The organism is Streptococcaceae bacterium ESL0687, from assembly GCA_029392475.1.
Classification (GTDB): domain Bacteria; phylum Bacillota; class Bacilli; order Lactobacillales; family Streptococcaceae; genus Floricoccus.
In genome coordinates this window covers 1,096,857-1,120,235 of the sequence record CP113940.1, presented here as the reverse complement: position 1 = coordinate 1,120,235, position 23,379 = coordinate 1,096,857, and the positions used below count along the sequence as shown (strand labels likewise).

The 23,379-nt window shown below is 38.6% G+C and carries 21 protein-coding genes; 19 read left to right on the top strand and 2 right to left on the bottom strand.

Annotated features, from left to right (window positions below; genetic code table 11):
- Nucleotides 1–15: 15 nt before the first annotated feature.
- The gene (locus tag OZX60_05515; GenBank protein WEV44896.1) at nt 16–474 is read right to left on the bottom strand and encodes an NUDIX hydrolase; all 459 of its coding nucleotides are present in this window, start codon (nt 472–474) and stop codon (nt 16–18) included.
- A 136-nt stretch (nt 475–610) separates the two neighbouring features.
- Between OZX60_05515 and mreC the strand changes: the two genes are divergently transcribed.
- The 17 genes from mreC to rsmI all read left to right on the top strand — a co-directional run bounded on the left by mreC (nt 611) and on the right by rsmI (nt 20,402).
- Nucleotides 611–1,468, top strand: a complete 858-nt coding sequence (gene mreC / locus OZX60_05510; protein WEV44895.1) for a rod shape-determining protein MreC — start codon at nt 611–613, stop codon at nt 1,466–1,468.
- Nucleotides 1,468–1,983, top strand: a complete 516-nt coding sequence (gene mreD / locus OZX60_05505; GenBank protein ID WEV44894.1) for a rod shape-determining protein MreD — start codon at nt 1,468–1,470, stop codon at nt 1,981–1,983. Before mreC ends, mreD begins: the two co-directional genes overlap by 1 nt.
- Before the next feature lie 196 nt (nt 1,984–2,179).
- Entirely contained in the window at nt 2,180–3,484 is a 1,305-nt protein-coding gene (locus tag OZX60_05500; GenBank protein ID WEV44893.1) for a CHAP domain-containing protein, read from the top strand.
- A 101-nt stretch (nt 3,485–3,585) separates the two neighbouring features.
- Nucleotides 3,586–5,421, top strand: coding sequence for an APC family permease (locus OZX60_05495; GenBank protein ID WEV44892.1), 1,836 nt, complete (start codon nt 3,586–3,588; stop codon nt 5,419–5,421).
- A 102-nt stretch (nt 5,422–5,523) separates the two neighbouring features.
- Nucleotides 5,524–6,732, top strand: a complete 1,209-nt coding sequence (locus tag OZX60_05490) for a phosphopentomutase (GenBank protein ID WEV44891.1) — start codon at nt 5,524–5,526, stop codon at nt 6,730–6,732.
- Between the two features lie 15 nt (nt 6,733–6,747).
- Entirely contained in the window at nt 6,748–7,563 is an 816-nt protein-coding gene (locus tag OZX60_05485) for a purine-nucleoside phosphorylase (protein ID WEV44890.1), read from the top strand.
- Between the two features lie 17 nt (nt 7,564–7,580).
- Nucleotides 7,581–8,291, top strand: a complete 711-nt coding sequence (gene deoD / locus OZX60_05480; protein ID WEV44889.1) for a purine-nucleoside phosphorylase — start codon at nt 7,581–7,583, stop codon at nt 8,289–8,291.
- 120 nt (nt 8,292–8,411) lie between these two features.
- Complete coding sequence (locus tag OZX60_05475) at nt 8,412–9,326, top strand: magnesium transporter CorA family protein (protein WEV44888.1); 915 nt, start codon at nt 8,412–8,414, stop codon at nt 9,324–9,326.
- 107 nt (nt 9,327–9,433) lie between these two features.
- Entirely contained in the window at nt 9,434–11,104 is a 1,671-nt protein-coding gene (locus OZX60_05470; protein WEV44887.1) for a formate--tetrahydrofolate ligase, read from the top strand.
- Nucleotides 11,105–11,201: 97 nt separating this feature from the next.
- Nucleotides 11,202–12,308: a MupG family TIM beta-alpha barrel fold protein gene (locus tag OZX60_05465; protein ID WEV44886.1), complete on the top strand. Its 1,107-nt coding sequence runs from the start codon at nt 11,202–11,204 to the stop codon at nt 12,306–12,308.
- A 106-nt stretch (nt 12,309–12,414) separates the two neighbouring features.
- Nucleotides 12,415–14,334: an acyltransferase family protein gene (locus OZX60_05460; GenBank protein ID WEV44885.1), complete on the top strand. Its 1,920-nt coding sequence runs from the start codon at nt 12,415–12,417 to the stop codon at nt 14,332–14,334.
- Nucleotides 14,335–14,467: 133 nt separating this feature from the next.
- Complete coding sequence (locus OZX60_05455) at nt 14,468–16,792, top strand: DNA translocase FtsK (protein WEV44884.1); 2,325 nt, start codon at nt 14,468–14,470, stop codon at nt 16,790–16,792.
- A gap of 85 nt (nt 16,793–16,877) precedes the next feature.
- Nucleotides 16,878–17,510: a dTMP kinase gene (gene tmk / locus OZX60_05450; GenBank protein WEV44883.1), complete on the top strand. Its 633-nt coding sequence runs from the start codon at nt 16,878–16,880 to the stop codon at nt 17,508–17,510.
- 28 nt (nt 17,511–17,538) lie between these two features.
- Entirely contained in the window at nt 17,539–18,429 is an 891-nt protein-coding gene (locus tag OZX60_05445) for a DNA polymerase III subunit delta' (GenBank protein ID WEV44882.1), read from the top strand.
- Nucleotides 18,426–19,223: a regulatory iron-sulfur-containing complex subunit RicT gene (gene ricT, locus OZX60_05440; GenBank protein WEV44881.1), complete on the top strand. Its 798-nt coding sequence runs from the start codon at nt 18,426–18,428 to the stop codon at nt 19,221–19,223. The genes OZX60_05445 and ricT overlap by 4 nt, the downstream gene beginning before the upstream one ends.
- Nucleotides 19,216–19,530: a DNA replication initiation control protein YabA gene (locus OZX60_05435; protein WEV44880.1), complete on the top strand. Its 315-nt coding sequence runs from the start codon at nt 19,216–19,218 to the stop codon at nt 19,528–19,530. The genes ricT and OZX60_05435 overlap by 8 nt, the downstream gene beginning before the upstream one ends.
- Nucleotides 19,531–19,535: 5 nt before the next feature.
- Nucleotides 19,536–20,402, top strand: a complete 867-nt coding sequence (rsmI, locus tag OZX60_05430; GenBank protein WEV44879.1) for a 16S rRNA (cytidine(1402)-2'-O)-methyltransferase — start codon at nt 19,536–19,538, stop codon at nt 20,400–20,402.
- Nucleotides 20,403–20,499: 97 nt separating this feature from the next.
- On the opposite strand, the gene OZX60_05425 is transcribed toward rsmI, so the two are convergent.
- Complete coding sequence (locus OZX60_05425; GenBank protein ID WEV44878.1) at nt 20,500–20,799, bottom strand: YbaB/EbfC family nucleoid-associated protein; 300 nt, start codon at nt 20,797–20,799, stop codon at nt 20,500–20,502.
- Nucleotides 20,800–21,074: 275 nt separating this feature from the next.
- On the opposite strand from OZX60_05425, the gene OZX60_05420 reads away from it, so the two are divergent.
- Entirely contained in the window at nt 21,075–21,692 is a 618-nt protein-coding gene (locus tag OZX60_05420) for a sugar O-acetyltransferase (protein WEV44877.1), read from the top strand.
- Nucleotides 21,673–23,307 (top strand): alpha-glucosidase, encoded by a 1,635-nt coding sequence (locus OZX60_05415; GenBank protein WEV44876.1) that lies wholly within the window; start codon nt 21,673–21,675, stop codon nt 23,305–23,307. The genes OZX60_05420 and OZX60_05415 overlap by 20 nt, the downstream gene beginning before the upstream one ends.
- Nucleotides 23,308–23,379 lie beyond the last annotated feature (72 nt).

Sequence of the window (23,379 nt, the reverse complement as noted above, 5' to 3'; positions counted from 1 at the left end):
CCTGCGGGCTCTTTTTTACATGATTTTTTCTTGGTTACGCTCTCTCCATTCATACAGGCCCCACTTGTGGCTGCCCCTTTTTAATTTTTCAATGGCTGTATCAATAGGAAACCAGTAAATTTTATTAAAATCTTCTAGGGGATCACCGATAATTTCAAAGTTTGAAATATCATAAATATAGGCAGGATTATAGTAGTAAGTATCCCTGTGCCTAGAATAAAAGTATTCATCTGCCTGACCTAGATACTCACCTAGGTGTGCCTTGCCGCCAAGTTCTTCGTGAAGTTCCCTAAGTAGGGCCTCCTTGTGATCTTCTCCGGCCTCAATCTCACCTCCGGGTAAAAAAAATGCCCCATTCGGCGCCTGAACTAAACAAATTTCTTCCTGGCCCTTAAAGCGACTCACAATCCCGTAAACTCCTAAACGGGTCTCGTAAACCTTGCCAGGTAATTTATCTCCAAAAGTTGGGTTCATAAACTCTCTCCTTATATATAGTAAGTCATATATTATTTACTATAATTTTAGCAAAATTATCAAATAAATACCCAAATAAACACTATAAATTGCATATAAAATTTGATAAAATAATGAACAGATGCGGAGAGAATAGATGAAAAAATTAAATGTAAGTAAGTTAATAATTGTAACCCTTTTAATTGTTATTATCGCTATGGGTTCGATAATAATATCTGCGAAAAATTATAAGAATAATGTTAGACCAAGTCAGATGACTCAGGTTATTAATGATACAACTAGTGAGTTTGACATGCTCCTGTCCTCACCTGGTAAATTTTTAAGAGACCAGTATGTCAAACTACAAAGTTTTCTAGCAACCTACGAGGAAAATCAGGAGCTTAAGAAGGAAAACTATAGTCTTAACACCAAGGCTTCTGAAAATGAAAGCTTGTTGGCTGAAAATAAGGCCCTAAGAGAGGCTCTAGATCTTAAAACAAGTCTAGTTGGCTACCAGGAAACAACAGCCAATGTTATTAACCGTAATCCATCATCTTGGAATGATACTTTGATTGTTAATGTCGGAGAAAAAGACGGAATCAAAGAAAACATGGTTGTTATGGCCAACAGGACGGTTATAGGACGTGTCAGTCAGGTTAATGACAACAGCTCAAAAGTTTCCCTTTTAATCAGTAAGCAAGGTCTTGAAAATAAAATTCCTGTGCGGGTTGGAAGTGAAGACAAGGCTTCTTATGGTTTGATTTCATCATATGATGATAAGAAGAAGGTCTATATCATGAGCCAGGTGACAGGAAATAATGAAATCAAGGATGGTGATTTAGTTGTTACCAGTGGTTTAGGAGGAGATTCACCGCAGGATCTACCAATTGGTAAGGTGAGCGGTAGAAGAAATAGCTCAGACGGTCTTAGCCAGGAGTTGTTTATTGAACCTCTTACAGACTTTTATGATATTAGGGTAGTAAGTATTGTTGAAAGAAATAATGAGGCAAACTAATGACCAGGGAAAGAATCATTCAGTTTTTTATTCCGTTTATTCTTCTTTTGACAATCCTATTTGATGGGCAATTTTCAAATCTCCTGTTAACCCTCTTTAAGGCAACAATCTACCCAGCCTCACATATCTTTTTAATCCTACTTATATACGTGGTCCTTAAAAATTCTTACTTATATAATGTTTTAGTCAGTCTAATTTTGGGTATTATCTATGATAGTTATTTTATTGGTATCATCGGTATTGGGGCCTTGGTGTTTCCACTGATTGCTCTTTTTATCTATCATATTAGGGTGGTTGTTCATACCAATAGGTTGACTAGATTATTTACGCTAATTATCGTCACAACAATTTTTGAAATTGTAAGTAATCTGATAGTTTACTTGTTTGGCCTAGGAGACCTTGATTTGGTTGGTTTTATAACCCAAACCCTTGCTCCAACCTTAGTTTTAAATATTATACTATGGTATATTCTTCAATTTCCCCTAGAAAGAATTTTTATCCAAAAAAATAGATAGTTAGTCTTTTTGAAATATTTCAGTAATAAGAAAAGGTCAATCATAGCAAGTGAAAGGGCTTAAATTATCTGAAAATTAAAATTAGCTAGTAAAGTAAATTACAAATTGAAACCTTATGTAACATAATTGTAACATAAGGTTGTTTTTATTTTCGTATAATTTGGGGGTAGGTCTAAAAGGAGGATATCAGTTAGGCATGAAGAAGACAATTTTATCAATCGCATTATTAAGTTCGGTGGCACTAGCTACTTGCTCATCAAGCGCTTCAGCAGATGACATCGACTCCAAGATACAACAACAAGACAGTAAAATTAGCAATTTAAAGTCACAAGAAGATGCAGCAGCAGCTCAGGTGACATCAATTGAAAAAAATATTGCAGCTATCAACGAAAAACGTGACGCCCTTCAAAAGGAAAACGATAAATTACTAGCTGAATCTCAACAATTAAACAAAGAAATCGATCAACTGCAAAAAGATATTGCAGAACGTGAAAAATCTCTTCAAGAGCAAGCACGTAGTGCTCAGACTGATAACAGTGCGACAAGCTATATTTCTGCTGTCGTAAATTCTAAGTCTATTTCTGATGCTGTTAGCCGTGTAACTGCTATGCGTCAAGTTATGGGTGCAAACGATCAGATGATGAAACAGCAACAGGCTGACAAAAAGTCTGTTGAAGAAAAATTAGCAGAAAACGTTGAAAAAAGTGAGCAGGCGCGTAAGAACCAAGCTGAACTAGAAACTTCTGCTAAAACTTTAACAACTCAACAGGCTGAACTTAAGGTTGCCCAATTAAATCTAGCAGCTGAACGTGCTACTGCCGAAGGTGAGAAGGAAAGTCTTCTAACTCAAAAGGCTGAAGCAGAACGTGCAGCAGCAGAAGCAGCGGCAGCAGAAAAAGCACGTGTTGAAGAAGCATCAGCTCAAGCGGCCCAAGCAGCTCAAGCTCAAAAAGAAGCCCAAGCTGCAGCAGCAAGTGAGGCTAAACAACCTCAATCATCTTCTGCGTCTTCAGCAAGTAGCTCAAGTAGTGCCAGCTCAGCTGCAACAACACCAGCAGCATCAACTCCTGCTGCAACAACGCCAGCAGCTACTACACCATCAACACCAGCTGTGTCAACTCCAAGTGATACAACAACGACTACTCCTGTAGCATCGACATCAAACAAGTATTCATCAGCTAATACTTATCCATATGGTCAATGTACATGGGGAGTTAAGAGCTTCTTTGGAAGTCGTGTTGGTAACAACTGGGGTAATGCTATTAACTGGCCAGGTACAGCGGCGGCTCTAGGTCACCTTGTAGATGGAAATCCAGTTGCAGGATCAACAATTGCTGTGACAAGTAACCCTGCCTGGGATATGGGATATGGTCACGTTTCTGTTGTTATCGCCGTTAATGGAGATAGCATCACTGTACAAGAAACAAACTATATGGGAAGCCCTAACTGGCATACACAAACTATTTCACGTAGTTCAGTTATTGCCTTCATCCACGTATAATCAAAAACAAATAAAAAAAACCATAAAAATTATGGTTTTTTTATTTTAAAATGTTATGATATAACCTGTATCTAAATTTCAAACTTTAGGAGTTAATTAGAATGAAAAAAATAAAAAAGGTTTTAGTTGGAGAGCCCCTAAAATCTACTGATGATGACAGTCATCTGCTTACTAAACTGCAGGCTCTTGCCATGCTGTCTAGTGATGCTCTGTCATCAATAGCCTACGGTACTGAACAGATTGTTCTTGTTCTGATTACCTTATCATCTGCGGCCATTTGGTATAGTATTCCGATTGCCCTTTTGGTTTTGGTACTACTGGCTAGTTTGACCCTGTCATACAGGCAAATTATTAAGGCTTATCCTCATGGTGGAGGGGCTTATGTTGTATCGTCAGAAAATCTGGGTAACAATGCAGGTCTTGTTGCAGGTGGAAGTCTTTTAATTGACTATATGCTAACGGTTGCCGTTTCTGTTTCTGCAGGAGCTGACGCCATCACAGCTACCATTCCCTTCTTGCACCAGTACAATCTTTTAATCTCAATTGCCCTAGTGCTAATCCTTACGGTTATGAACCTAAGGGGACTTAGAGAATCTGCAGGATTTTTATTAATCCCTGTTTACACCTTTGTTGCTTCAACAATTGTCCTGATTTCTGTTGGGATTTTCCGAATCTTTACAGGTGGTCTTCCTTATCATGCGACAGCCCAAATTGGAACAGCTGTTTCAGGGATTTCAATTGTTATCTTGCTTAAGGCCTTTTCAAGTGGATCAGCATCACTTACAGGTGTTGAGGCCATCTCTAACGCCGTTCCTTTCTTTAAAAAGCCTAAGGCTAAGAATGCAGCAGCAACTCTTGCCATTATGTCTTTAATTCTTGGAGTTTTCTTCTCAGGAATTACATTTTTAAACTACTGGCTAGGAGTAACTCCTAAGACTGGTTCAACTGTCCTTTCGCAAGTAGCAAAACAGGTTTTTGATTTTTCTGGAGGAAACATCCTTTACTATGTATTCCAGATTGCTACAGCGATGATTTTAGCAGTTGCTGCCAACACAGGATTTTCTGCCTTTCCAATGCTTGCCTACAACTTGGCTAAAAATAAGTACATGCCTCATATGTACATGGAAAAAGGTGACCGTCTAGGTTATTCAAATGGTATTTTAAGTCTTGCAATTGGTGCCATTGTCCTTCTCATGATCTTTGAGGGAAATACTGAACGTCTGATTCCACTTTATTCAATTGGGGTATTCGTACCATTTGCTCTTTCGCAAACTGGTATGGTTGTTAAATGGCGCAGGGAATATGGAAATAAATTCCTTAAACATTCCCTTTCAAATATCATCGGATCAACCATCTCTTATGCCATTGTGTTAATCCTTGTGGCCCTAAGATTTAATGATATCTGGCCATTCTTCCTTATCCTTCCTGCTTTGATCTATATGTTTTATAGAATCAAGAGGCACTATGTCCATGTGGCAGACGAGCTTCGTCTAACAGAAGATATTAAGGTTGAGGAGTTCAATGGAAATACAGTAATTGTCCTTGTCGGAAATGTAACTCGTGTAGCTGTTGGTGCTATTTCTTATGCCCAGTCAATTGGGGATGAAGTTGTTGCCATGCACGTATCGACTAAGGAAACTAAAGAAAAAGACGAAGAGATTAAGGCTGAATTTAGGGAATACTTCCCAGACATGCGTTTTTCAGTTGTTGAATCAAGTTACAGGGACGTTGTAAAACCTGTAGTTCGTTATGTTGATTTGGTAAGTAAGGCCGCTCAGAAAAAAGGAAATACTGTAACAGTAATTGTTCCTCAGTTTGTACCTAATAGACGATGGAAAAATATTCTTCATAACCAGATGAGTATTAGGATTCGTTATTACCTTGGATTCCGTGATAATATTGTTGTATCAACCTATAGTTATCACCTTAAAAAATAATAGTTTTGAAGGCCTTCTGGCCTTCTTTTTTTGTTTGGATTGATACTAATTGATGCGCAAATATGGTAAAATAAAGCTAGTAAAAATAGCAAGGGAGACAATATGAAATTTAATCGTATTCATTTAGTTGTAATGGATTCAGTTGGTATCGGTGCAGCACCAGATGCCCATGAATTCTTTAACCATGACCAAAATGACACTGAAAGTGATACACTTGGTCACATCGCAGAAAACTTTGACCTGAAGGTTCCAAATATGGAAAAAATCGGGCTTGGTAACATCCCCCGTGAAACACCTTTAAAAGGCGTACATGCGGTAAAAGATCCAATTGGATATGCTACAAAGCTTGAAGAGATCTCACGTGGTAAAGACACCATGACTGGCCACTGGGAGATTATGGGTCTAAACATCCAAACACCTTTCCGTGTTTTCCCTGAAGGATACCCTGAAGATCTTCTTGAAAAAATCGAAGAGTTCTCAGGCCGCAAGGTAATCCGTGAGGCCAACCTGCCTTATTCTGGAACACAAGTCATTGAAGACTTTGGACCACGTCAAATGGAAACAGGGGAGCTTATCATCTATACAAGTGCTGACCCAGTACTACAGATTGCTGCCCACGAAGACGTTATCCCTCTAGACGAGCTTTACCGCATCTGTGAGTACGTCCGTGAGATTACTTTAGATGACCCATACATGATTGGACGCATTATCGCCCGCCCTTATGTAGGAGAACCTGGAAACTTCATCCGTACAGCAGGGCGTCATGACTATGCTCTTAGCCCATTTGGAGAAACAGTACTAGACATCCTTGATAAAAACGAGGTTCATACTTACTCTGTAGGTAAAATCAATGACATTTTCAATGGAGCTGGAATCAACCATGATATGGGACACACTGCCCACAACATGGCCGGAGTTGACCTCCTTTTAGACACGATTAAACTGCCTGAATTCAAGGAAGGTTTCTCATTTACCAACCTTGTTGACTTTGACGCCTTATATGGTCACCGTCGTGATATCGAAGGATACGGAATTGCCATCAATGAATTTGATGCTCGCCTGCCTGAAATCATGGATGCCATGCTTGAAGACGATCTGCTTCTAATCACAGCTGACCACGGAAATGATCCAAGCTATGCTGGAACTGACCACACTCGTGAGTATGTGCCACTTCTTGCCTACAGCAAGGCCTTCAAGGGTGCAGGAGTGCTACCAGTTGGTAACTATGCAGATATTTCAGCTACAGTTGCTGAAAACTTCGGTGTAGAGCAAACTGAAAACGGAAAAAGCTTCTTAAACGAACTAAAATAATAAAGGGGAAATATTTTGACTAAAACTGTTGCTGAACAAATTAAAGAAACTGTTGACTACCTAAAAGGGATTGGCTTTGGCCATGCTGACTTTGGTTTAATCCTTGGATCTGGTCTTGGAGATCTTGCCAACGAAATTGAAAACCCAGTTGTCGCTGACTATGCTGACATTCCAAACTTCCCGTCATCAAAAGTTGCCGGTCATGCTGGAAAACTTGTTTACGGAACTTTAGCTGGTAAAAAAGTTATCGCCATGCAAGGGCGTTTCCACTTCTACGAAGGTCATACTATGCAAACAGTGACTTTACCAGTACGTGTTATGAAATCTTTTGGAGCAGATAATTTAATCGTTACTAATGCTGCAGGTGGAGTGAGCTTCGGTCCTGGAACACTTATGTTGATTAGTGACCACATCAACTTTACAGGTGATAACCCACTAATTGGTGAAAACCTTGATGAATTTGGTCCACGCTTCCCTGACATGTCAGAAGCTTATAGCAAGGCCTACCGCGAAGTTGCTAAAAAAATTGGAGCAGAACGTGGAATTACACTTGCTGAAGGAGTTTACATGGGATTCTCTGGTCCAACTTACGAAACTCCAGCAGAAATTCGTATGGCAGAAGTAATCGGAGCTGACGCAGTTGGTATGTCAACAGTACCAGAGGTAATTGTTGCCAAACATTCTGGTATGAATGTTTTAGGAATTTCAGCTATTACTAACCACGCAGCTGGTAAACAGGCAGAACTTAATCACGAGGAAGTGGTAGAAGTTACAACTCGTATTAAATCTGACTTCCAAGAATTTGTTAAATCAATTCTTGCAGCCCTTTAATCGGAGGAATTTAAAAAATGTCAATCCATATTGAAGCAAAAAAAGGCGAAATCGCTGATAAGATTCTTCTTCCAGGAGACCCACTACGTGCTAAATTTATCGCAGAAAACTTTCTTGAAGATGTAGTTCAATTTAATAATGTTCGTGGAATGCTTGGTTTCACTGGAACTTACAAGGGTCACCGCGTAAGTGTTATGGGAACAGGGATGGGGATTCCATCAATTTCAATCTATGCCCACGAACTTATCACTGAATATGATGTGAAAAAACTTATCCGTGTTGGAACTGCTGGAGCTCTTTCAAAAGAAGTTCATATCCGTGATATGGTTCTTGCTCAAGCAGCTGCTACTATGTCAAGCTTTGTTAGAAATGACTGGCCTGAATACGACTTCCCGCAAATTGCAGACTTTGACCTACTGGATAAGGCCTACCACATTGCTCGTGACTTAGACATGACAACTCACGTTGGATCTGTTCTTTCAACAGATATGTTTTATAGCGACTTCTATGAAAAAAATGTTAAGCTTGGTACCATGGGTGTTAAGGCGGTTGAAATGGAAGCTGCAGCCCTTTACTATCTAGGAGCTAAATACGGGGTTCAGACTCTTGGAATTATGACAATTTCAGATAGTCTAGTAAATGACGAACCTGATACAACTGCTGCAGAGCGTGAAACTACCTTTACTAACATGATGACTGTAGGTCTTGAAACTCTAATTGCAGAATAAAATATTTAAGAACTTGGATCTTATATGATTCAAGTTTTTTCTTTTGTGAAAGAAAAATATAAAAGTATAAAAACCCTCTTCTTTTAGGTATAATTACTAGTGACATAAAGGAGATGGAAGATGATAAAAAAGACTTTATTTAACGATAATAAGGCCAGTTGGATTAACATTCAAGCTGACGGCATGGAAGAGGAGCTTATGGCAAAGCTCTATAAGGAATATGACATTGATGAAGAGATACTGATGTACTCTCTTGATAAGAATGAAAGGGCCCGGATTGAGTACAATGATAAAACCAAAACCCTAGTCCTCATCTATAATGTCATTAATGCCAGCAAGACTGACAATCACTATGAGACGATTCCCATGGTTTTTTTGGTCAAAAATAATAGCCTAGTAACCCTATCCAACCTTAAAAATAAATATATTTCTAGAAGAATGGAAGAATATCTGGAAGACTATCCTCATGTTTCCCTATTTAAATTTCTTTTTGCCAGTCTTTTTATGGTATCTGAAGCCTTCTTCCCCTTGATTGAAGAACTTGATAATGACCGCAGGCGCTTAAATGATAAAATTAGGGAAAAGACGACCAAAAAAAATCTTTTTGCCCTATCGGACTTGGAAACCAGTTTGGTTTATTTGATGTCAGCATCTAGGCAAAATGTGGTTCTTTTGGAGCAACTAAGGGCCCACTCTGTTTTCAGGACCTTTAATGAGATTGAAAAGGAGCAGTTTGAAGATGCTTTGATCGAAGCCAAGCAGCTGGTTGAAATGACCAAGATAATCTCTGAAATCTTACGTCAGCTTTCAGGGACCTATAATAATATTTTGAATAACAATCTAAATGACACCATGAAAATATTAACAGTTCTATCCATCCTTTTGACTATTCCAACTATTATCACAGGATTTTTTGGAATGAACATGCCCCTACCTTTGGAAGATAATCACCTGGGTTGGGTGATAACAATAGGTATTAGTATTGGTGTTTGGTTTGCTTTATTATGGATATTAAATAAGATAATGGAAAAATAATCCAAAAATAACGAACATTATAGTTCTAAAGAACATAAAAAAACTAAATTTAAGGGTAAAATATTAATTTTTTTGGTAAAATAAGAAAAAAGATTAAGGAGATGGTAATGGTAAAGACAGATATTGAGATTGCTCAGGAACAGGTTTTAGCCCCAATTGTGGAGATTTCAGAGAAGGCAGGTTTCCTAGATGAGGAAATCGAGCAGTACGGAAAGTATAAGGCTAAAGTTTCTTTAGATGCTTTAAAACGCATGTCTGATAAGGAAGATGGAAAATTAATCCTAATTACAGCCATTAGCCCAACACCTGCTGGAGAAGGAAAGTCAACAGTTACAATTGGTCTAGCTGATGCTTTAAATCGTAGTGGACATTCAACAATGATTGCCCTACGTGAGCCGTCTCTTGGTCCTGTTATGGGAATCAAGGGAGGAGCAGCCGGAGGTGGGTATGCTCAGGTTCTTCCGATGGAAGATATCAACCTTCACTTTACAGGTGATATTCATGCTATTACAACAGCAAACAATGCTATTGCAGCCCTTTTAGACAATCATATCCACCAAGGAAATGAACTTAACATTGATGCTAGAAGGGTTATCTGGAAGCGCGTGGTTGACCTTAACGACCGTGAACTGCGTCATATCATTGCAGGTCTTGGAAGCCCAATTAACGGGGTGCCACGTGAGGATGGTTTTGATATAACAGTTGCTAGTGAAATTATGGCTGTTCTATGTCTGGCAACAAGTATCGACGATTTGAAAGAGCGCCTTTCAAGAATTGTTGTTGCCTATACCTATGACCGCAAACCGGTATCAGTTGGTGACCTTCAAATTGAAGGAGCAATCACAGTTCTTCTAAAAGATGCCATTAAACCAAATCTGGTTCAAACAATTGAGAAGACTCCAGCCTTAATTCACGGAGGACCATTTGCTAATATCGCCCATGGATGTAACTCAGTTCTTGCAACTCGTTTAGCCATGAAGGCTGCTGATTATGTTGTTACAGAAGCTGGTTTTGGAGCGGATCTTGGTGGGGAAAAATTCCTTGACATTACAAGTCGTGAGCTTCCTAAAAATCCAGATGCAGTTGTAATTGTAGCTACTGTTCGTGCCCTTAAAATGCATGGTGGTGTAGCCAAGGACAAACTTTCTGAAGAAAATATTGAAGCCCTAAAAGAAGGTTTTGCCAACCTAAATAGACATATTGATAATATTTCATCTTATGGTCTACCAGTTGTTGTTGCCATCAATGAATTTATAACTGATACTGAAGGTGAAATTAAGGCTCTAACTGAACTTCTTGACCAAAAAGCTATTCCATCAAGTTTAACTAGCGTTTGGGCCAACGGGGGAGCAGGTGGTCTTGATCTTGCTGCTAAAGTAGTCGAAGCCAGCCAAAGTGAAAGTGACTTTACCTACCTTTATGACTTAGATCTTCCAATCAAGGAAAAGATTGAAAAGATTGCTAAGAATATCTACGGGGCTAAATCAGTTAACTTTGATAAAAAAGTTCTTAATCAAATCCGTGATTTTGAGAAAAATGGTTGGGATAAAATGCCAATCTGTATGGCTAAGACTCAATATTCATTCTCTGATAATCCAAACCTTTTAGGGGCACCTAGTGAGTTTGAAATTACCATTCGTGACCTTATTCCAAAACTCGGAGCAGGATTTATTGTGGCCTTAACTGGTGCTATTATGACCATGCCAGGACTTCCTAAAAAACCTGCAGCCCTTAATATGGACGTTGACTCAGAAGGTAATATCAGCGGACTTTTCTAAAAAATAATAACAAGTAAAAAATTGGCTGAGGCCAATTTTTTTGTTATATTGGAGCTAAAGAAAAAGAATATAACAAGGAAAATGAAAAGGAGAAGTAATGGGAAAATTAGGGGTTTCTATCTACCCAGATTTAGCTAAGTTTGATCAGGATAAGGCCTATTTAGACCTGGCACATTCCTACGGTTTTAAGAGGGTATTTACCTCCCTTTTAGAGATTGAAGGGGATCAAAAGGAGGTGCTTGATAATTTTAAGGGAATCATCGAGCATGCAAATAGCCTGGGAATGGAGGTCATGGTAGATATCAATCCAAATTTATTTGGTAGGTTAGGGATCTCCTACGATGACTTGTCCTTCTTTGCAGATCTTGGTGCCTGGGGTATAAGACTTGACCTTGGTTTTACGGGGATTGAAGAAGCTAGAATGACTAGAAATCCTTACGGCCTTAAAATTGAGATAAATATGAGTTCAGGGACTAACTACCTTGATAATATAATGAGTTATTCACCAAATCCAGATAATTTGCTTGGTAGTCATAATTTTTATCCCATGCGCTATTCAGGTCTTAGCCTGGAACATTTCCTTCAAACCACCGAGAAATTTACCCAAAATAATATTAATACCATGGCCTTTATCAACTCTCAGGGGGCAGAATTTGGTCCCTGGCCCTATAATGACGGCCTAGTAACCTTAGAGATGCATAGGGACTTGAGTTTAACCAATCAGATTCAACATTTGAAGCTTCTAGGTGGAATTGATGATATTATTATTGCCAATTGTTACGCCCAGGAAGAGGAGTTAGCAGAGGCGGCCAGGGTTTTTAATCAGGTAAAACCAACCCTAAGAATTGTTACGGGTGGAGAAATTACAGAAAATGAAGAAAAATGTCTCTTTGAAGTTGACCATAACTATAGGGGAGATAGAAGTGCCTACATGCTAAGAAGTACCCTAACAAGGATTATTTTTAGGGATTCTGATTTTGAACCTCATGACAATGAAAGGGATATTAAGCGGGGGGATATTCTGATTGGTAATGACCGCTTTGGCCAGTACAAGGGGGAAACCCAAATTGCCCTAGCTCCAATGGTAAATAGCGGGGAAAAAAATATTGTAGGTCATATTTACGATGAAGACCTTTTCCTACTTGATTATTTAAAGCCATGGACAGATTTTGATTTTGAAAGGGTTAATCTCTCAGAAAGTTAATCTCAATTTGACAAGGCATTTTATAAAAATTATAATAAACTGATGTGTATTCTATAAAGGATACAGCTATCGGTTAATTTAATTATAGATAATATGGAATGTTGGCATGAAAAATAATAAGATAAGTTGGTTTTCTTTAATTAGAGTCTTGGGTCTTGTAATGGTACTTGTTTACCATTTTTTCAAGAATTCTTTACCAGGGGGATTCATAGGGGTTGATATTTTCTTTGTTTTCTCTGGTTACTTGATAACCTGTTTGGCCCTCAAGGAACTTCTAGAAAGTAATGATTTTCAACTTGTAAGTTACCTAAAAAGGCGTTTTTTAAGGATTTATCCCCCACTTTTACTAATGGTTGGATTTACCCTGCCCTTATCTCTTTTGCTTCCAGGTGAATACCGGGCAAATATTGGTAACCAGGCCATGGCAGCCTTGGGTTTTGTGACTAACATTTTTGAGATGAAATCAGGCAGCTCCTATGAGAGCCAGTTCTTCCCTCATTTTTATGTTCACACCTGGACCCTGTCCCTTGAGTTTTTATTCTACTTGAGTCTTGGCCTTGCCTTTTGGCTATTAACTTCTTTTTTAAAGAAGAGTAAAAAAAGAGGAAAAATCCTCAACGAGATGAAGGTCATGATTTTGGCCATCTCAGTTATAGGCATTCTAGCAAGCATTTTGGTCTTGGAACTTACTTATAATCCGGCAGACCCAAGTGCAACTTATTACGGGGGATTAAGTCATTTTTATCCCTTCTTTATTGGATCCTTAACAGCAGTTTTCTACGGGATTCATTTGACAGACGGCCAGAAGAAAAGTATTTCCAAGTTTAAGAGGAAAAAAGTTTTTCTTTTGATGCTTGCATCAATCTGCGGGCTTGTCTTTTTGGCTAAGTCTTTGACCTTTTCAAACTCCTTTACCTTTAGGGGCGGGTTAATTTTAACTTCAGCTTTAACAGCACTTTTAATTATTACAACTAGGGTGATGAGTCTTTTGGGTAGGCCAAGAAACTTTAAATTCTTTACCTATCTGGCAAATATTTCTTATTCCATGTACCTGTGGCATTGGCCTCTGTGGATTGTTATTTCCTTTTTCCTTAAAAATGAACTTCTAGCTGGTGGCTTGACCTTACTTGTGACAGTTATCATTTCAACCTTTGTTTATTACTTTGTTGAAGCATGGATTCACGGAAAAAACTTGGCTCAGTTTACAGGCCTATGGAATAATCGTGTCATTAGATACGCAAGTCTCGTTTTACTATCTCTTATTTTAGCAGGGGACGTGATGACGGCTGTAACGGCCAAGCCGATTTCAGACCTTGAGGCTTCAGTTAATGCCGGTGAACTTGTCCAAACAACCAATAAAATCAAAGATATTGGGCGGGCAAGCATTCAAATGGATACCATTTTTTCAAGTATCTATCAAACAAGCGATTTTAATAATCCAGCCAGCGGTCTTATTTCAGATACGGAAATTGTTGAAAAAAATGTTAAGTATTCTGACTATGCAATCGCAAGTAGTGATATTAAGGGCGGAGTTACTCTAATTGGAGATTCAGTCATGCTTGGAGATGCCCAGGAGCTAAGTGACAATATACCTGGCGCTGTTGTTGATGCCAAGGTAAGTAGGAATTACAAGGCTGGAGAAGAACTCTATGAAAGTCTTCTTAAAGAAGGTAAACTCGGTAAATATGTTGTTATTGGTCTAGGAACCAACCCGATGGGCGGAAGCGAACCTGAATATATCAATAAAATTATCGAAGATCTTCCTGAAGGAAGTCGCCTGGTCTTTATCGTTCCCTACAATGCTAAAAATCCAACAGATGTTTTAATCAACACGCAAAATTACTTAAAGAGTCTGCCTGAAAAATATGACTTTGTAACGGTCTATGATTGGCCAGAGGATGCTAAGAATTACATTAATGAATTAGAAGATGGAATTCATTTGGTTTACGGTAAAAATTTAAGAAGGGTCTACACAAGTGGTCTCATTAAAACCTTAAATAAATCAGCCAGCCAACCAGCCAAATAAAAATAAATAATAAACCGATTAATCAAATCTTTTGCTTAATCGGTTTTTCATTTACTGGCAGGTTTTCATGCTTCTAGGAAATAATTTTCAATATGGTATAATAGTAATTTAGATAAATTAGGTAGGTTATAAAATGGCAAGTCAAAGAAGAACAAAAAATAAAAAAATGAGCAAGGCTGAACTTGCGAAAAAACAGGCAACCAAGCGAATGATAATTTTTATTGTTAGCCTATTTTTGGTCTTTTTAACCATGCTCAGATTAGGGGTTATGGGGATGGTTCTCTATAATCTAACTAGGATTTTAGTGGGGTCTTTAGCCTATGTCCTTTTACTTCTAATAATTTTAGTCATGTTTTCAAAAATAAAAGGTCAAAAATTCATAAAATTAGATAGGAAGAAAAATATAGCTTTAATTTTAGGATTTATTGGTCTACTTTTACTTTATCAATCAAGATTTGATAGCCTCTTTACCAGTAAAAATCTATGGAGTATTTTATCCTCAGATTTTAAGCAAATGAGAGTCACTAACTTTGCCGGAGGTGGACTAATAGGTTCCCTTTTGTATGATCCAGCTAAAATTCTTTTTTCAAAACTTGGTGTTAATGCCATTGCTTTAATTTTTGAAATGCTTAGTCTTTACCTATTAATTCCAAACTCAGGTCAGTTTTTAAAGGATAAGTGGCAAGGAATTCATGAAAGTTTGAAGGAAAAGCTTGAGCAGAGGAAAAAACAAAGGGGGGAAAGAAAAAGGCAGAAGCTTGAAGAAGAGGAAGCAAAAAGACTTGAACAGCTTAGCCAGAAAAGCACACCAGAAGATTCAGCCAGTCCAGTAGATATTTTAACTGACAAGGATCCAATCTTTATCAATGAAGATTATGATCAAAAGATAGAGCTGCCAAGTTTTGATCCAGAAACAGGTGAAATCACAGAAGATGATGTCTTATCTTCTTCTAACAATCAGGAAGAAGTAGCACATAAGGATGAAGACCTGCTTGATTTCAAGACAAGCAGTCAGAAAAACCTTTCCTACAATCTGCCGTCAATTGATTTACTGGCAAAAATTCCTGTAAAAAATCAGTCCAACGAGAGAAAAATTGTTCGCGATAATATTAAAATTTTAGAGGAAACCTTCCAAAGTTTTGGAATTAAGGCTTCTGTTGAATCTGCTGTTGTGGGGCCAAGTGTAACCAAATACGAAATCAAGCCAGCAACAGGAGTTAGGGTCAATAAAATTGCCAATCTATCAGATGATTTGGCCTTAGCCCTTGCGGCCAAGGATGTTCGTATTGAGGCCCCAATTCCTGGCAAGTCCCTAATTGGGATTGAGGTTCCAAATGGTGAGGTTGCTACTGTAAGCTTTAGAGAAATGTGGGATAGTGGAAAGACTAGTCCTGAAAAACTTTTAGAACTTCCCCTAGGTAAGGCAGTTGATGGATCAATTAGGACCTTTGATTTGGCCAAAATGCCTCATTTACTTGTAGCAGGATCAACAGGTTCCGGTAAATCCGTTGCTGTGAATGGACTTATTACAAGTATCCTAATGAAGGCTCGCCCTTCTGAGGTTAAGTTTTTAATGGTGGACCCAAAGATGGTCGAACTATCAGTTTATAACGATATTCCCCACCTACTAATTCCTGTTGTAACAGATCCTAGAAAAGCCAGTCGTGCCCTACAAAAAGTTGTTGATGAGATGGAAAATAGGTATGAGTTGTTTTCTAGATTTGGGGTCAGAAATATTGAAGGCTATAATAATAAGGTTGAAGCCTTCAATGCAACAAGTGATACTAAGGAGCTAACCCTCCCTCTAATTGTTGTGATTGTCGATGAGTTAGCTGACCTTATGATGGTTGCCAGTAAAGAGGTGGAAGATGCTATCATTCGTCTGGGTCAAAAAGCGCGTGCGGCAGGTATTCATATGATTCTTGCCACACAGAGGCCCTCTGTTGATGTTATTAGTGGTCTAATCAAGGCTAATGTTCCAAGTAGGATAGCCTTTGCTGTTTCAAGTGGGACGGATTCAAGGACCATTCTTGATAGTAATGGGGCTGAAAAGCTTCTTGGCCGAGGGGACATGCTCTTTAAGCCGATTGATGAAAACCATCCAGTCAGACTTCAAGGTGCCTTCTTAAGTGATGATGATGTGGAGAGAGTGGTGACCTTTGTAAAAGACCAAGAAGAGGTTGAATACAAGGAAGAATTTGATCCTGGTGAGGTTAGTGAGAGTGATTCATTTAGTCAGGCAGGAAGTTCTGAAGGAGATCCACTTTTCAATGAGGCTAAAAATTTAGTTATTGAAACTCAGAAAGCCAGTGCATCAATGATTCAAAGGAGGCTATCAACTGGCTTCAACCGGGCAACAAGGATTATGGATGAGTTAGAAGAAGCAGGGATTATAGGCCCTGCTGAGGGGACAAAACCTCGGAAGGTCCTTGTAAACAAAGGTGAACTGGCAGATTAGAAAACTTATTATCAAGGTTTCAAGGAAATGGATGAGCACCTTGATAAAATTGAAATAAAATAAAATTTAGGGTAAAATTAAAAGTATGAATGGAATATTTATCTCACTGGAAGGTCCTGATGGGGCCGGTAAAACAACAGTATTACAAAATATATTAAAAGACCTCAAAGAGGGTAAAAGAGAGGTTGTGACCACTCGTGAACCTGGAGGCAGTAAGGTTGCAGAAGATATTAGAGAAATCATACTTGATCCTCAAAATACTTCCATTGATGGACCAACTGAGTTGCTTTTATACATTGCAGCCCGTAGGCAGCATCTAAATGAAAAGGTTAAGCCAGCTCTTGCTCAAGGGGACATGGTTTTAGTGGACCGCTTTATCGACAGTTCAGTTGCCTATCAGGGATATGGCCGGGGCATTGACATTGATGCCATTGACTGGCTAAATGCTTTTGCAACTGATGGCTTAAAGCCTGATCTGACAATATACTTGGATGTGGATAGCAAGACTGGTCTTAAAAGGGTCATGACAGGAGACCGTGAGGTTAACAGACTTGACCTTGAAAAGGAAGAGATGCATGAAAAAGTTCGCCAGGGATATCTGAAAATAGCTTCAGAAAATCCTGAGAGAATAGTTACAATCGATGCCTCAAAATCTTTTGAAGAGGTAAGTGACGCAGTTCTGAGTCTTATAAAAACACGTTTTCCAGATAATTTTTAAGGACCAATAAATAGTTTAGGGAATCAAAATGAATATAAAAGAAATTCAACCAGAGATTTACAAGCGTTTTGAAGTTATTTTACAAAAGAATAGACTTAGCCATGCTTACTTGTTTTCTGGAGGATTTGGTTCATTAGAAGTGGCCATTTGGCTTAGCCAGGCCCTTTTTTGTGAAAAAAAGGAGAATGGCCTGCCCTGTGGGACTTGCCGTAACTGTAGACTCATTAAGGATAGGGATTTTGCTGACCTGCATATAATAGAACCTGATGGTCAAAGCATCAAAAAAGAGCAAATAAAAAACCTGCAGGAGACTTTTAGCCAAACAGGTTTTGAATCAGACACTCAGGTTATTATTATCGATGGTGCTGATAAAATGAACCCAAGTGCTACCAATGCCCTTTTAAAATCAATTGAAGAGCCAGAAGGTAATATTTATATCTTTTTAATTACTGAAAATGAAAATTTGGTCCTTGATACTATAAAAAGTAGGAGTCAGATTATTGCTTTTCCTAGACAGGAAACTTACTTAAAGGAGTATTTAATCCAAGAGGGAGTTCTACCAAAACTTGCAGCTTTTGTTGCCAAGGTGGCTAAAAACCCCCAAGATGCTTCAGAGTTGGCATTAGACACTTGGTTTGATGAAGCCTTAAAGCTTTTGAAAAAATTTAGTGATTTACTTATGGAAAATCAGGTGGAGGCCTTCTTATTTATTCCAACAGTTCTTGAAAGATTTAAAGATAAGAAGCAGGAGGAGATGGCTTTTAATATCCTCCAAATATACCTATCGGATTTTCTTCCACAAAATCCAGCAGCTTCTTTACTTGATACAAGTTTTGAGGCCTACAGGATGTGGAAAAGCAATGTTAAATTCCAAAGTTGTTTGGAATATATAATATTAGATGAAATGGTAAATATATGATATATGAATTAAAATTTGACTATGGTCAGGCAAATATGTTTTTTTCAGCTAATAAGGAATATGATTGCCAGGACCTTGTTCTTGCTAAGACAAAGTCAAACAAAGTTGTAGGTAGGGTTGTAAAAAAACTCGACCAAGCCTCTCAAGAACTTACCATTGATGGACGGATTCTCTCAAAGCTTTCACCCCAAGACGAGGAAGAACTTGAAAGAATTGAGGCGGATTCTTTAAGGGCCCGCAAAAAGGTAAAAAAATTAGTTAGTAGCCATAATCTTGGAATGAAGGTTGTTGGAGTTTCCTATACCTTTGACCGCAGGCAACTTTTTATCTCCTTTGTTGCCGAGCACAGGGTTGACTTTAGACGCCTTTTGAAGGATTTAGCTGAAGAGTTCCGAGTTAGAATAGAGCTCAGACAAATTGGTGTAAGGGATGCCGCAAAAAACTTTGGTGGCTTGGGACCATGTGGTAGACCCCTTTGCTGTTCGAACTTTGTTGGTGATTTTCCGGTTGTTTCAATCAAGATGGCCAAAAATCAGGCCCTATCTCTCAATCAAAGTAAACTTTCAGGTCTTTGTGGCCGTCTCCTATGTTGCCTGTCTTATGAAGATGAATTTTACCGGGAAGCTAAAACAAATTTTCCTGATTACGGCGATATTCTAAAAACAGAAGATGGTTCAGGTAAGGTAATTGGGATGAACATTTTAAATAATACAGTAAAATTAAGAATGCAAACAAAAACAGTTTCTACTGTAAAGGATTATCTCTTAACAGAGGTGGAGGTTGTAAATGGATAAAGGTGATTTATTCGATAAATTTGATGAATTAGAGCATGTTTTGTCAAAGACACTAGCAGACGTTAGTCTAATAAAGGGTGAACTTCAAGCAACCCTTGAAGAAAATGCCATTTTAAAGGTTGAAAATAGCCGTTTAAGAGATCGCCTGGGTGAACTTGATAGCAAGGAGAAAACACCGATTTCTAAGTCGCAATTAAATCTTGAAAAGATATATGACGAAGGATTTCATATTTGTACAATCTTCTACGGGCAAAGGCGTGGTCAAGATGAGGCTTGTGCCTTCTGTACGGAATTAATTTACAGGTAAGAATGATGGAAATTCAAAAATCTTTTAAGGATACAAGTGGCTTTGGAACCCTTTATTTGGTACCAACTCCCATCGGAAATATGCAGGATATGACCTTTAGGGCTGTTACAACCCTCAAGGAAGTTGATCTAGTAGCCAGTGAGGATACTAGGAATACTAAAAAATTACTTAATTTCTTTGATATCGATGCCCATCAGGAAAGTTTTCATGAACATAATGCTCTGGCTAAAATTCCAGGACTTCTTGAAAAATTAAAGGATGGTCTTAATATCGCACAAGTTAGTGATGCGGGTCTTCCTTCAATTAGTGATCCTGGTCATGATTTGGTAAGAGCTGCCATCGCTGAAAATATCCCTGTTGTAGCCCTTCCAGGGGCAAGTGCTGGAATTACGGCGCTGATTGCAAGTGGTATTAGCCCGCAACCCCACATTTTTTATGGTTTTCTACCTCGTAAAAGAAGTGGGCAGGTTGCCTTTTTCGAAGAAAAAAAAGAGTACCCTGAAAGCCAAATTTTTTATGAGTCACCTTTTAGGGTAGCTGATACTCTAGAAAATATGCTTGAAGTTTACGGGGACCGTGATATTGCCCTGGTTCGTGAGCTGACAAAAATCTATGAGGAATACCGCCGTGGTCCTATTACTGAGGTTCTAGCATCTTTGGAAGACCAGCCCATTAAGGGTGAGTGCCTGATAATTGTTGAAGGTTTTTCAGGTCAGCCTGCAGCTAAGGCAGATCTTGACGGTTTGACCATCAAAGAAGAGGTCGAAGGCTATATAGAAGAAGGACTTAAAAGTAAGGAAGCCATTAAAAAAACGGCTAAAAGACGGGGTCTTTCCAAGCAAGAGGTCTACAAGGACTATCATGATTTTTAAAGATTAAAATTATCAAAACTGCCTAGGGGCAGTTTTTTTGTGTACAAAAAAGCACCCTCTGGGGATGTAGCGGGTGCGATTTTCTTAGTTTAATTATTTAGAATGGAAGGTTTTTTGCGAATTTACCCATCTTGCTTTCAGTAGCCTTATCTACCTCAGTTAGGGCCTTATTAATGGCATCAGCAATCATGTCTTCAAGAGTATCTACATCTTCAGGATCTACTAATTCTTCCTTGATTGAGATGTTTTTAAGTACCTTGTCACCAGAGAATTCAACCACAACAAGGTCCTGAGCTGAGCTTCCTGTAAATGTGGTTTTAGCAAGCTCCTCTTGCGATACTTGCATTTGCTTTTGAAGCTTTTGAGCTTCCTTCATCATCTTTTGCATGTTCATCATGATAGTTTTTCTCCTTTTAGTGATGGCAAAACTAGTTGCCCAATGTTTATTTCAGGACCAAATACAAATTAATTTAATTTTCATCAATTTCAATATAATATATTCAGTCAAATACCATCCTATTCTATCATTTTTATGGCCAATCTCAAATCCTAAATTGTCTCCCAGCATTCATATTTTACTTGAACAGCAAACGTTTACATGATACCATTAAAGGAAATTTACCAGCTATAATTATTTATTAATAGCTATAAAATGACTTTTGAGGAGATGACATGAAAACAGAATATGAAAAAATGATTACGGGGCAACTTTACTATGGAAGAAATTTAGAGCCTGAGTATTCTTCGGCCCCGGGACGCGCCCTAGCCCAACAAATAAATCAAACTTCCATTCTTGATACTGAAGAGATTGTCCGCCTAGAAAAAGAACTTTTTGGTTCAACGGGTGAAAAACTTTATGTCAATCCTCCCCTTTATGTGGATTACGGTTTCAATATCCATATTGGAGAAGGTTTTTATGCCAATCTGGACTGTGTTTTCTTAGATGTTGCACCAATCAAGATTGGAAAAAATGTTATGTTTGGCCCAAGGGTCAGCCTGATTACGGCAACCCATCCCCTTGACGCTGGAGTACGCAATCGTCATCTTGAACTTGCTCACTCAATTGAAATTGGGGATGGTTCATGGCTGGGAGCAAATGTTACGGTAAATCCTGGTGTAAAAATTGGTAAAAATACCATTATTGGATCAGGTTCTGTTGTAACAAGAGACATTCCAGATAATGTGATTGCTGTAGGAAATCCAGCCCGAATTCTTAGGGAATTAACTGAAGAGGACAAGGAGTTTTGGGAGGAAAAAGAGAGGGACTACCATGAAAAAAACAAGGAATGATTTTAAATCTCTAGTCGGTTATCAGATTTATCCCAAATCCTTTAAAGACAGTAATGCAGATGGGATGGGGGATATTTCAGGAATTATTGAAAAACTTCCCTATCTGAGTGACTTGGGGATTGATTTTATCTGGCTTAATCCCCTTTATAAAAGCCCGCAAGTAGATGGGGGCTACGATATATCTGATTTTTACCAGGTTGACCAAATGTTTGGGACTTTAGATGATTTGAAAAAACTAATAAAAGAAGCCCACGCGCTTGGAATTAAGTTAATCATGGATCTTGTCATTAATCATACCTCTGACCAACATCCCTGGTTTCTTGAAAGTAAAAAATCAAAGGATAATCCTTACAGGGACTATTACCACTGGGAGGATGCAGAGCCTGACAAGATGCCCAATGACTGGAAATCCTTCTTCGGCGGTAGCACCTGGACCTATGATGATCAGACTGGGCAAGCCTATTTTCATGTTTTTGCCAAGGAACAGCCGGACCTTAACTGGAAAAACCCTAAACTAAGGGAAGAAATCTATCAGATGATTCGTTGGTGGCTGGATCTTGGGATTGACGGTTTTAGACTTGATGCCATAAGCCATATTCAGAAGGAGGACTGGTCCTTTGAAATCAAAGGACCTCACGGAAATGATCCCTGGGAACCTTTTATGAATGTACGCGGGATTGAAGAGTACATGCTTAAGATTAAGGAAATTTTTGATGATTACGGGGCCCTTACCGTTGGTGAAGCAAGTGGGGTGACCAGTAAGGCTGCAAGAAGCTGGACTGGTTCAAAAGGCTATATTGATATGATCTTTGAGCTGGAACATAATGCCAAGGAAGAAAATAATCCCAATAATAAGATAGACCTTAAAGTCTATAAGGAGACCATCATTCGCTGGCAGGAGGACCTATCAGAAGAAGGTTGGAACGCCCTTTACATTGAAAATCATGATAACCCAAGATCCATTGATGTCTTTGGCGACGGAAGCCTACAGTCGGCCAAGGCCCTAGCCGTGCACTACATGCTTTTAAGGGGAACCCCCTTTATTTATCAGGGACAAGAAATTGGGATGACTAATTTTCCCTTTGAAAATATCAATCAATTTGAAGCTCCTGAATCTCGCAACTACTATGAAGCCCTATTGAAAGAAGGCTTGGATCCAAAAGATTCCCTAACTCGTGTAGCTGTAGTCAGCCGGGACAATTCAAGGACTCCCATGCAGTGGACTAACCAGCTAGAAGCAGGATTTACCAGCGCCAAACCGTGGTTCCCTCTTAACCCTAACTACCGGGAAATTAATGTGGCAGAAAATGAACATGATCCCAAATCTCTTCTAAGTCTATATAAGAAATTAATTTCCTTAAAACACGAAAGAAAGGAAATTTCAGAAGGAAGTATCGAATTTTATGACCGGGAAAATCCACAAATTTTTTCTTACAAGAGAAGCCATGAGGGACGGGAACTTCTGGTTCTAGTCAATCTATCAGCTACCCCTACAAGTACTAGTTTTAATGATTTTGAAGGTTTTAAAGAATTGACCCTTGATCAGACAGGTCTAAAGCCCCTATCTTCTAAGATGGATCTTGATCCTTTTGAATACCGATTATATGAAAGATGACCTAGGTCATCTTTTTTTAGTTAGATATTTGAAATTTATTGTGCTAATTGATAGGATAAACTTATCACAAAG